This window comes from Catenulispora yoronensis (assembly GCF_039531695.1).
GTDB classification, from domain to species: domain Bacteria; phylum Actinomycetota; class Actinomycetes; order Streptomycetales; family Catenulisporaceae; genus Catenulispora; species Catenulispora yoronensis.
Window position 1 is genome coordinate 1 of record NZ_BAAAQN010000260.1, and the last position, 512, is coordinate 512.

A 512-nucleotide genomic window follows, 5' to 3' on the forward strand; every position below is an offset into this window, starting at 1 on the left:
ACCTGCACGGCGCGAATATCTTCCCGGACGGTGGTGATCGGGATCCCTGACAGCAGGAACTGCAGCTGCTGGGCGACGGACTGGGAGCTGAGTCCGCTCGCCTGCAGCCGGTCCTGATTGAGGCTGAAATGCATCACCGGTACCCGCGAACCCCAGTCGGTATTGACGGTGCGCATCAGCGGACTGGCCTGCAGCACCGATTTAACCCGCTCGGCGATGTCGAGCAGAGCGTGCGGATCGGGCCCCATCACCCGCCAGGCGACCGGATAAGGCGAATAAGGGCCAAACACCAGCTGAGTGACGCGCACCCGCGCCTCCGGCGCCAGGCCATTGGCCACCGCCTCCCGCAGCCGCCGCTTGCGCGCCTCGCGGGCACCCTGCCCGTCGGTCAACACCATCAGTTTGGCGAAGGAGGGATCGGGCAATTCCGGAGCCATCGCCAGGTAAAAGCGCGGCGCGCCGAGGCGCCAGCAGTCAGGAAACAGGCGGCGGTAAAACCAATGTGCTCTGAG

1 protein-coding gene is annotated in these 512 nt (G+C 66.0%); it reads right to left on the minus strand.

Translation table 11 applies throughout. The features are described from left to right. Nucleotides 1–512, minus strand: a 512-nt coding sequence (locus ABD481_RS47220; RefSeq protein ID WP_344672401.1) for an efflux RND transporter permease subunit, incomplete at both ends; no start/stop codon positions are given.